Annotated in this window: 7 protein-coding genes and 1 pseudogene; all 8 read left to right on the top strand. The window is 34.3% G+C overall.

Annotated elements, in window-relative coordinates; genetic code table 11:
• The coding region (gene smc / locus RMR19_RS10495) for a chromosome segregation protein SMC (RefSeq protein ID WP_310603443.1) at positions 1 to 3,233 on the top strand (3,233 nt) is incomplete at its 5' end.
• An 11-nt stretch (positions 3,234 to 3,244) separates the two neighbouring features.
• Positions 3,245 to 4,183 (top strand): signal recognition particle-docking protein FtsY, encoded by a 939-nt coding sequence (gene ftsY, locus RMR19_RS10500; RefSeq protein WP_310603444.1) that lies wholly within the window; start codon positions 3,245 to 3,247, stop codon positions 4,181 to 4,183.
• 90 nt (positions 4,184 to 4,273) lie between these two features.
• Positions 4,274 to 5,491: a threonine ammonia-lyase gene (ilvA, locus tag RMR19_RS10505; RefSeq protein ID WP_310603445.1), complete on the top strand. Its 1,218-nt coding sequence runs from the start codon at positions 4,274 to 4,276 to the stop codon at positions 5,489 to 5,491.
• Between the two features lie 400 nt (positions 5,492 to 5,891).
• Positions 5,892 to 6,956 (top strand): recombinase RecA, encoded by a 1,065-nt coding sequence (recA, locus tag RMR19_RS10510; RefSeq protein WP_310603446.1) that lies wholly within the window; start codon positions 5,892 to 5,894, stop codon positions 6,954 to 6,956.
• A gap of 1 nt (position 6,957) precedes the next feature.
• Entirely contained in the window at positions 6,958 to 7,560 is a 603-nt protein-coding gene (locus tag RMR19_RS10515) for a regulatory protein RecX (RefSeq protein ID WP_310603447.1), read from the top strand.
• 314 nt (positions 7,561 to 7,874) lie between these two features.
• Positions 7,875 to 9,431: a ribonuclease Y gene (gene rny, locus RMR19_RS10520; RefSeq protein ID WP_331654708.1), complete on the top strand. Its 1,557-nt coding sequence runs from the start codon at positions 7,875 to 7,877 to the stop codon at positions 9,429 to 9,431.
• Positions 9,432 to 9,802: 371 nt separating this feature from the next.
• Positions 9,803 to 11,002 (top strand): pyridoxal phosphate-dependent aminotransferase, encoded by a 1,200-nt coding sequence (locus tag RMR19_RS10525; RefSeq protein WP_310603448.1) that lies wholly within the window; start codon positions 9,803 to 9,805, stop codon positions 11,000 to 11,002.
• Between the two features lie 220 nt (positions 11,003 to 11,222).
• Positions 11,223 to 11,433: pseudogene (locus RMR19_RS10530) on the top strand (NUDIX hydrolase); the annotation flags it as partial.

Consider the following 11,433-nt stretch of genomic DNA (forward strand, 5'->3'; position numbering starts at 1 on the left):
TGATTAATGGTACAAACTGTCGTCTGAAGGATGTACAAGAGCTGTTTTTGGATACAGGTATTGGTAAAGAAGGGTATTCTATTATCGGTCAAGGGCAAATTGACAAGATATTAAGTGGAAAACCTGAAGAGAGAAGAGAGCTGTTTGATGAAGCAGCGGGTATTGTTAAATTTAAGAAGAGAAAAGCGACGGCAGAGAAGAATCTGGAAGAAGAAAAACAGAATCTGTGCCGTATTAATGATATTCTCGCGGAGCTTGAGAAACAGGTAGAGCCATTAGAGAAACAGGCAGGAGTTGCAAAAGAGTACCTAAAATATCGTGAAGAATTAAAAACATTAGATGTAAATATGTTCTTAGTTGAATATGAGAGGATTTTAGATGAACAAAAAAATGTGGACGAGAAGTTGCAAATCGCAACAGGTGATTTGAATTCTTATAAGAATGCATTTGACCAAACAAAGGAAGAGTATGAGAAGCTAGAGACGCAAATTGAAGAATTCGATTCCTCTTTAGAAGAAAAGAAGATGGATTTGAATAACTATCGTTTACATAAGGAGAAATTAGAAGGCGATATCAAGGTATATAAAGAGCAGATAACGGCTTCTGAGCAAAATAGAAAACATTATCAAGAGCGTATGGATTCTATTAATAAAGAATTAGAAGAAAAGCAATCTCAATTAAATGAATATGGTGAGCAGAGAAATCAATTAGATGAAAAAATCAATTCTTTTGGTGGTGTTCAAAGTGAAACAAATTCAGAATTAGAGGCTGTTTTGACGGATATTACATCAATAACAGAATCGATTGAAGAATATAATTCCAAAGTATATCATTACATGAATGAGAGTGCAAATCAAAAAGCGGAGATTCAAAAGTATGAGACAATGCTTGAGCAAAGCGGTATTCAAAAGGCTATGTTGAATCAACGTTTATTAAAGAGTAAAAGCAATGAATCTCTCTTACAGGTAGAATGGGATGAGAAGCAAAAATCGATACAAGATATTACAGCAAAGATACAAGGTATTCAAGAACAAAATGCAGATACGCAGAATAAACTTGTAACGTTACAGAATAGTATAAAAGAGAAAGAAGGCATATATCGTAATCTTCAACAGAAATATCACCAAGAGAAGTCACGTATGGATTCTTTGAAGAACATGACGGAACGCTATGAGGGATACGGTAATAGTATCCGTAAGATTATGGAGTTAAAGCAAACAACGTCGGGAATCGAAGGTGTTGTTGCAGATATAATCAAGGTTAAAAAAGAATATGAAACAGCAGTAGAAATTGCACTTGGTGGTAGTATTCAAAACATTGTAACCGATAACGAAGCTACAGCAAAGAGTATGATTGAATACTTGAAGAAGAATAAATTCGGTAGGGCAACATTTTTACCACTCACGTCAGTAAGTAGTAGAGGTGGATTTAAGGATAACAATGTGTTGAAAGAGCAAGGCGTTATTGGCTTGGCAAATTCTCTTGTTGAACATGATAGTAAATATGATGGGCTTGTAGAATACTTATTAGGAAGAATTGTTGTAGTTGATACGATAGATAATGCAATTGCCCTATCAAAGAAATATAAGTATTCCCTTCGCATTGTTACTGTGGAAGGAGATCTTCTTAGTCCTGGCGGTTCGATGTCTGGTGGTTCTTATAAGAATAACAGTAATCTGTTAAGCAGACGTAGAGAAATAGAAGAGATAGAGATAAAAGTAGCGGATATATCAAAGCAGATGCAAGAGAACATTGCGTTGGTTGAGGGCTACAAAAAAGATAGAGAAAATAGCCGTAATGCATTTGAAACAAATAAAGCGAATCTGCAAGAATTATCGCTTTCGCAAAATACGGTTAAGATGCAGCTGCAACAGATTGAAGCTAAGAGACAAGAGCTTCGTACTCTTTATGATGAAATCAAGAAGGAAAGTACAGAGATTGATAGTCAGGCATTAGAATCAAAGAATGCGGTAGATAAGCTGAAAGTAATTCAAGAAGAAAATCAAGCAAAGAGTAAAGAAGCGGAAATTATGATAGCTGAGTATACGAAACAGCTAGAAGAGAAGAAAGCATTAGAAAAAGCTTGTAATGATAAAGTGGCTTCTTTGAAATTAGATTATTCATCGCTTGAGCAACAAAGACAATATACTACTGAGAATATGGGGCGTGTTAAGTCGGAGATTGATAAGTTTGGAGATGAATTACTGGATATTCAACTAAAATTATCTGAGTCGAAACAACATATGGATTCGAGAGTTGAATTAACGAATAACACAAAGAATCAGCTTGAAAATGATGATAAATTAATTAGTTCTTTATCAAAAGATTTGGAAGAAATGACTGCGAAGAAAGAAATGTTGTCAAGAGACCATAAAGCATTCCTTACAAAGAGAGAGGAATTGTCTAATATGGTAAATGAGTTGGATAAGGAAAACTTCCGTTTAGCGGGACAAAGAGAAAAATTGTTAGAACAGTTAGACATACAAGTAAATTATATGTGGCAGGAGTATGAATTAACATATAGTTTAGCGCTTGAGAAGAAGAGTGAATTATATGATGATATTCCGCAAATGAAGCGTATGATTCAAGGATTAAAGCAACAAATTAAGTCACTTGGGGATGTTAATGTTAACGCGATTGAAGATTATAAGAATCTGATAGAACGTTATGAATTGCTAAGAACGCAGCATGATGATTTAATTGAGGCAGAGGAGGCGCTTCGAAGGATTATAGAAGAACTGGATACGGAGATGAGGAAGCAATTCAATGAGAAGTTTGCTGAAATCCGTAGTCAATTTGATTTAGTATTTAAAGAGCTGTTTGGTGGAGGGAAAGGAACCCTTGAATTAATGGAAGGTGAAGATATCCTTGAGGCGGGAATTCGAATTATTGCACAACCACCAGGAAAGAAATTGCAGAATATGATGCAGCTATCGGGTGGTGAGAAAGCACTTACTGCCATCTCATTATTGTTTGCCATTCAGAATTTGAAGCCATCACCGTTTTGTTTACTTGATGAAATTGAGGCTGCTCTTGATGATGCGAATGTTAAGAGATATGCAAAATATCTGCACAAACTAACAACACATACGCAGTTTATTGTTATTACACATAGAAGAGGAACTATGGCGAGCGCAGATACGCTATATGGTGTTACCATGCAAGAAAAGGGTGTTTCAACACTCGTATCGGTAAGCTTGATTGAAGATGAGTTAGAAGATAAGAAAGAGTAGAGGTGTAATATATGGGAGAAAAGAAAGGTTTTTTTAGCAGATTAGTATCAGGTCTTACAAAGACAAGAAACAATATCGTATCTGGTATTGACAACATATTCAAAGGATTTTCAAGTATTGATGATGATTTTTATGAGGAATTAGAAGAAATTTTAATTATGGCTGATTTAGGTATCAATACAACAACAGCAATTATTGAAAATCTTCAAGAAAAAGTAAAAGAACAAAAAATTAAAGAGCCGGGCGAATGCAAGCAACTTTTGATTGACAGTATTAAAGAACAAATGTCAGTTGATGCAACAGCATATGAGTTCGAAAATCAAAAATCAATTATTTTGCTAATTGGTGTAAATGGTGTTGGTAAAACGACATCCGTTGGTAAATTGGCTGGTCAGTTAAAAAATAATGGTAAGAAAGTTATGGTAGCGGCAGCGGATACATTTCGTGCAGCAGCTATTGAGCAGCTTACAGAATGGGCAAATCGCGCCAGTGTAGAGATTATATCCCAACAAGAGGGTTCTGATCCAGCTGCAGTAATTTATGATGCTGTTACAGCCGCAAAAGCAAGGAATACAGATGTGCTACTATGTGATACTGCAGGACGTCTCCATAACAAGAAGAACTTAATGGAAGAGCTTCGTAAGATTAGCCGTGTTATTGATCGTGAATATCCGGAAGCACATAAGGAAACATTAGTAGTACTTGATGGAACAACAGGACAAAATGCACTTGCACAAGCGAAGCAATTTAGTGAAGTTGCAGATATTAATGGTATTATCTTAACGAAATTAGATGGAACTGCAAAAGGCGGAATTGCGATTGCAATTCAAGCTGAACTAGGTATTCCAGTTAAGTACATTGGTATTGGTGAGAAGATGGATGATTTGCAAAAATTTAATGCGGAAGAATTCGTAAATGCACTATTTACAAACACTGATGAACAGGAATAAACTTGACAGATGATGAAATCGTGCTATGATAAATTAAAGCGATAGAAAAGTACCGTTAATTGAATATAAACAGTAAGGAGACAACATTTTATGATGACATTAGAGAAATTTGAAGAAGCAACCGAAGCGGTCAAGAAAGTAATACTTCGAACTAAACTTGTTTATAGTGATTATTTTTCAGATACGACTGGTAACAAAGTTTATTTGAAACCAGAAAACATGCAGTTTACTGGCGCATATAAAGTAAGAGGAGCGTACTACAAGATTAGTACGTTATCGAAAGAGGATAGAGAAAAAGGGTTAATTACATCTTCGGCAGGAAATCATGCCCAAGGTGTTGCTTACGCAGCTAAATTATATAATGCGAAAGCAACAATTGTAATGCCTACAACAACACCATTAATTAAAGTAAATCGTACAAAGAGTTATGGTGCAGAAGTAATCTTGCATGGTAATGTATATGATGATGCCTATCAACATGCATGTAAGTTAGCAAAAGAAAAAGGACTTACCTTCATACATCCATTTGATGATGAAGTTGTTGCAACAGGCCAAGGCTCAATAGCTATGGAGATATTCAAGGATTTACCAACGGTAGATATTATATTAGTGCCAATTGGTGGTGGTGGTTTAGCAGCAGGTGTATCAACATTAGCAAAATTATTAAATCCAAACGTTAAAATTATAGGTGTAGAGCCAGCTGGTGCAAACTGTATGCAGGAATCGCTAAAGACAGGTCATGTCGTTACATTACCAGACGTTGAAACAATTGCTGACGGTACAGCAGTTAAAACACCAGGTAGTAATATATTCCCATACATACAAAAGAATGTAGATGACATTATCGCAATAGATGATCAAGAGTTAATCGTAGCATTCCTTGATATGATTGAGAATCATAAAATGGTAGTTGAAAACTCTGGTTTATTAACTGTTGCAGCATTAAAACATCTTAACTGCAAGAATAAAAAAGTTGTTTCAATACTAAGCGGTGGTAATATGGACGTAATTACAGTATCTTCTATTGTTCAACATGGATTAATTCAAAGAGAAAGAGTATTCACAGTTACTGTGCAGCTTCCAGATCGTCCGGGTGAACTTGTGAATGTAGCTTCTGTAATTGCAAAAGAGCAAGGAAATGTTATTAAATTAGAGCATAATCAGTTTGTAAGCATCAATCGTAATAGTGCTGTTGAATTAGAGATTACGATGGAAGCTTATGGACATGATCATAAAGAAAAGATTGTTCGTGCGTTAAAGAATAATGGTTACAATCCTAAGATTGTACAACCTAAGAGTATCTATTAAATTATTAAAAGCCCCTTTTTTAGATTTTAAAGTCTAAGACAGGGGCTTGCTTTGCTAATAATGGCTATGGGCTAATAACGCAGAATAACCACGAATGTGAAAAAATCAAATAAAAGAGATACATATATTTACATATAAACGTTTGTATGATATACTGATTTAAGAATTCTAGAATTTGTAATCTAAAGCTATATTAAAATCTAAATATATAATATCTATCGTATTAATTCATATCAATTAATTCAAATGTAGTCCCTAATTAATAAAAGTGAATATAAAGTATTATCAGTTTGCGATTATATATTAATCGTTGATTTTGTAGTTGACATAAGTTTGAAAATACGGTACTATATTGATAGGAAAAGAACATTAGTTCGCTGTGTAAAGGAGAGATAATATAATGAAAGATGAGAATAAATTAAAAGCATTAGAGTCTGCATTGGCTCAGATAGAAAAACAATACGGTAAAGGTTCGGTTATGAAACTTGGTGATACAAGTGCACATATGAACATAGAAACAGTACCTACGGGTTCATTAAGCCTTGACATTGCATTAGGTCTTGGTGGAGTACCAAAAGGAAGAATTATAGAGGTATACGGACCAGAATCAAGTGGTAAGACAACAGTTGCATTACATATGGTTTCTGAAGTACAAAAAAGAGGTGGTATTGCAGGTTTCATCGACGCAGAACATGCTCTTGACCCAGCTTATGCGAAAAAAATCGGAGTTGATATTGATAATTTATATATATCTCAACCAGATAATGGTGAACAAGCTTTGGAAATTACAGAAACAATGGTTCGTTCTGGTGCAGTAGATATCGTAATTGTCGATTCTGTTGCAGCATTAGTACCAAAAGCAGAAATTGATGGAGATATGGGTGATAGTCATATCGGTTTACAAGCAAGACTTATGTCACAGGCACTTCGTAAATTAACAGCAGTAATCAGTAAGTCAAACTGTATCGTTATCTTTATTAACCAGTTACGTGAAAAGGTTGGAGTTATGTTCGGTAGCCCAGAAACAACAACGGGTGGTAGAGCATTGAAGTTCTATTCATCAATTCGTATGGACGTACGTAGAGTAGAAGCGTTAAAACAAGGCGGAGAAATCGTAGGTAACCATACAAGAATTAAAGTAGTTAAGAATAAGATTGCACCTCCATTCAAGGAAGCAGAATTTGATATTATGTTCGGTCAAGGAATTTCAAGAGAAGGGGATGTTCTTGATTTAGCAGCGAATGAGAATATTATTATTAAGAGTGGTGCATGGTATGCTTATAACGATGCAAAGATTGGTCAAGGTAGAGAAAATGCCAAATTGTATCTAAAAGAGAATCCAGATATATTCGCAGAAGTAGAACAAAAGGTTCGTGTGAAGTATAATTTAGACGGAGCAGTACCAGCTGTAAAAGAGTCAGCAGCGGCAGAAGAAGACGTGGATGTAGATATGGACGAAGAATAGAATGATTCTTACGAATATAGAACAGATTGATAAAAAGAGATATCGGATATATGTAGAAGAGGAGTTTTTGTTAATGCTCTATGTTACAGATATTCGAAAATATAAATTAGAAGAACAGATAGATATTACAGCAGAAGAAGTTGCGCAAATCTATCATGATGTTGTTTTAAGAAGAGCAAAGCTGAAAGCGATGCAGTTGTTAAAATCAATGGATTATTCGGAAAAAGGATTGTGTGATAAGCTTGCAAGGTTATATTATCCGCCTAGAGCGATTCAAGAGGCACTAGAGTATGTAGTAGGGTATAAGTATATAGATGACGAACGTTATGCAAGAAACTATGTAAGATTTAAGAAGGAATCTCAGAGTCGTAGACAGATAGAATACACATTACAGCAAAAAGGAATCTGCAAGGAATACATTGAGATTGCTTTTGATGAAGAATACGATAGTGGAGATAGTGCTATTGTACGTGCAATAATTAAAAAGATTGGTTCTTTGGAACGTATAGAAGAACTTACCGCTGATGAAAAACGAAAAGTAGGAGCTTATCTTGCAAGAAAAGGTTTTTCATCGGGAGAGATACGAGAATATATTTCGTTTTAATAGGGAAATCTAGTTTTGGTAGAGGATATGTTCTACAAAAACTAGATTTTTTATGTTTGTTTAGATGTATTTCAATAAAGCGTGTTTTAATTGTATGGTGAAAGAAATTGTAATTATAGTTGTTATAATAGTTTATTATAGGTGAAAAATTAAGATACATAATCGTAAATAAAATGAAAAAGAAGATATAATTTCATGAAATTTAGACATTTTGCATAAAATCATTAGATGGATACTTGACATCCATTCTAAAAAAGTATAAAATTTAAGTGTTGTATTAATGTACAATGAAAATTGAATAAGGAGGTGCTCCTGTGCCAGAAATAGTAAAAATAATACTTGCTATTGTTATTACCTTGGTAATCGTCGCTCCTCTTGTATGGATTGCTGCAATTTCTTATAGAAAGAAAGTTTATGAAGAGAAAATAGGCAATGCAGAAGATAAGGCAAGAGAAATCATAGATGAAGCTTTAAAAACAGCTGAAACTAAGAAACGAGAAGCCCTACTTGAAGCGAAGGAAGAGTCTTTAAAAACTAAGAATGAGCTTGAGAAGGAAACTAAGGAACGAAGAGCAGACTTACAGCGTTACGAAAAACGTGTTCTAACTAAAGAAGAAACTTTAGATAGAAAAACTGAAGCACTAGAAAAGAAAGAATCCAAACTTTCTGTAAAAGAAGCTGAGCTCGATAAAACGAGAACAGAGGTTGAAGAACTTCACGGCAGAAGATTGCAGGAGTTAGAGAAGATTTCTGGACTGACCTCCGAACAAGCAAAAGATTATCTTTTAAAAACTGTTGAAGATGAAGTAAAACATGAAACAGCAATGTTGGTAAAAGAACTTGAAAGCAAGGCTAAAGAGGAAGCTGATAAGAAAGCGAAAGATTATGTCGTTACGGCTATCCAAAAATGCGCTGCAGACCATGTAGCTGAAAGTACGATTTCTGTAGTTCAACTTCCAAACGATGAAATGAAAGGTAGAATCATAGGACGTGAAGGACGTAATATCCGTACGTTAGAAACTATGACAGGTGTTGATTTAATTATTGATGATACGCCAGAAGCTGTAATTCTATCAGGATTTGATCCAATTAGAAGAGAAGTAGCAAGAATCGCTTTAGAGAAATTAATTGTAGATGGACGTATTCATCCAGCTAGAATTGAAGAAATGGTCGAAAAGGCACAAAAAGAAGTTGAAGTTATGATTCGTGAAGAAGGTGAAGCAGCATCATTAGAAGTTGGTGTTCATGGAGTTCACCCAGAACTAGTTAGACTTTTAGGTAAGATGAAGTTTAGAACAAGTTATGGACAGAATGCTTTGAAACATTCAATTGAAGTTGCACACTTATCTGGTTTATTAGCTGCTGAAATCGGTGTTGATGTTAAGATAGCTAAGAGAGCTGGATTATTGCATGATATTGGTAAATCTGTTGACCATGAGATGGAAGGTTCACATATTCAAATAGGTGTTGATTTATGTAGAAAATACAAAGAATCTCCTATTGTAATCAATGCAGTAGAATCACATCATGGTGATGTTGAGGCAGAAACATTAATCGCTTGTATTGTACAAGCTGCCGATACAATATCAGCTGCAAGACCAGGCGCAAGAAGAGAAACTTTAGAAACTTATACTAACAGACTAAAACAATTAGAAGATATTACGAATAGCTTTAAGGGAGTGGATAAGTCTTTTGCAATACAAGCTGGTAGGGAAGTACGTGTAATGGTAGTTCCTGAAGCAATTAACGATGCAGATATGGTATTGCTTGCTCGTGACTTATCAAAACAAATAGAGTCAGAACTAGAGTATCCAGGACAAATAAAAGTTAATGTAATTCGCGAATCAAGAGTAATTGATTACGCAAAATAGTGTATATTAAAGATATAGTAGAATATGTAATTCATTCTACTATATCTTTTTTTGTTGTGGTTAAACCTACTAGTATTTTTAAAGCAATTTGCAAATATACAAGAACTCTTTTGTAAATATGCAATATAATGGTATTAAACTTGCAAAAATATTATGAATAGGATATGAAATAATTATAAAAACGATGTTTTTTGAGGGGGAAACATCATTTGGATTAAAAAAATAAGAATTTTGTCAAATAAAAACTTGCATTATTAGTCATTCTATATTACAATAGTGAAAACAAGATAAATATAGAAATAGTACATAGATGAAATCGCTAAAAAATAGCTGTGTTTCATGTTTTTATTTAGAAAGGGTAGGTACACAATATGGCTTTAACATTATCAAAGAAGGCGCAAGCTGTTAAACCTTCATCAACATTAGCAATTACAGCAAAAGCAAAGGAACTAAAGGCACAAGGTATTGATGTAGTAGGATTTGGTGCAGGAGAACCAGATTTTAATACCCCTGATAATATTAACAAGGCTGCCATCAAAGCAATTAATGATGGATTTACAAAATATACACCAGCTTCGGGTATTGATGAATTAAAGAAAGCAATCTGTACAAAGTTCGCAGATTTTAACAAATTACAATACCAACCAAATCAAATTGTTATCAGTAATGGTGGAAAACATTCTTTAACAAATATCTTTACTGCAATTTTAAATCCAGAAGATGAAGTAATTATACCAGCACCGTTTTGGTTAAGTTACCCTGAAATCGTTAAATTAGCAGGTGGTGAACCTGTAATTGTAAGATGTGATAAAACACAAAATTATAAATTAACAGCAAAGCAATTAGAAGAAGCATGTACGGAAAAGACAAAAGCTGTTATCTTAAATACACCAAATAACCCTACAGGTATGGTTTATTCAAAAGAAGAGTTACAAGCAATCGCTGATGTTGTTGTAAAAAAAGACATCTATGTTGTAGCAGATGAAATGTACGAAAACTTAATCTATGGTGCAGATGAGCATGTAAGTATTGCTTCTTTAGGAGAGGAAATCTACAAGAGAACAATTACATGTAGCGGTGTAGCAAAGAGCTATGCAATGACTGGTTGGAGAATCGGTTACACTGGTTCATCGGCTGAAATTGCGAAATTGATGGGAAGTGTACAAAGTCATCAAACATCAAATCCTAACTCGATTGCACAAAAGGCTACAGTGGAAGCACTAGTAGGACCTCAAGATACAGTAGAAGTTATGAAGACTGAATTTAATAAACGTAGAGAGTATATGTATGATCGTTTAAGCAAGATGCCTTTAATCTACACAGTAGAACCAACAGGTGCATTCTATTGCTTTATCGACATTAGTAAATTATTAGAGAAGTCATACAAAGGAGAAAAAGTTGAAACAGTTGGTAAAATTGCAGATATCTTAATTCAAGACTATAATGTTGCAGTTATTCCATGTGCAGATTTCGGCTTTGATGACCACATTCGTTTATCATATGCAATTTCATTGGAACAAATCGAAAAAGGATTAGACAGAATTGAGAAATTCATCAATGATTTAGCATAATCATAAAACCCATTTTGTACTATTGTAGAATACTACCATCCATTCTACGATAGAGTAAAACAAAGTCTATGTAATATCGTCAAACTAATGTAATGATGATATTATATAGACTTTTCTGCCGTTTGGGATTAAACTATAGAAGGATAAATTGTAGATTGAAAGATATCGTTCTGGATAGAAGCAATAAATTTTATGAATTAGAAGGGAGCTTGCTATTACGATGGAAGAATATAAGAGAGTAAAACGCGAATTAAAACATAAAGGGGCTATTGTGGAATTTTATTCAGATACAATGGAATTGCCAAATAAGAAGCTTGTAGAGTGGGATTTGATTAATCATAAGGGGGCAGCAGCAATTGTTCCTGTAGATGAAGATGGCAAGATTCTAATGGTACGTCAGTACCGCAATGCAATAGAAAAATACACAATAG

It is taken from the genome of Anaerosporobacter sp., from assembly GCF_031551385.1.
Taxonomy (GTDB): domain Bacteria; phylum Bacillota; class Clostridia; order Lachnospirales; family Lachnospiraceae; genus Anaerosporobacter.

Excerpts from the sequence above, each read along its gene's own strand:
- RMR19_RS10515 (WP_310603447.1), top strand. The coding sequence starts at position 6,958 with ATGATTCTTACGAATATAGAACAGATTGATAAAAAGAGATATCGGATA.
- ftsY (WP_310603444.1), top strand. The coding sequence starts at position 3,245 with ATGGGAGAAAAGAAAGGTTTTTTTAGCAGATTAGTATCAGGTCTTACA.
- ilvA (WP_310603445.1), top strand. The coding sequence starts at position 4,274 with ATGATGACATTAGAGAAATTTGAAGAAGCAACCGAAGCGGTCAAGAAA.
- recA (WP_310603446.1), top strand. The coding sequence starts at position 5,892 with ATGAAAGATGAGAATAAATTAAAAGCATTAGAGTCTGCATTGGCTCAG.
- RMR19_RS10525 (WP_310603448.1), top strand. The coding sequence starts at position 9,803 with ATGGCTTTAACATTATCAAAGAAGGCGCAAGCTGTTAAACCTTCATCA.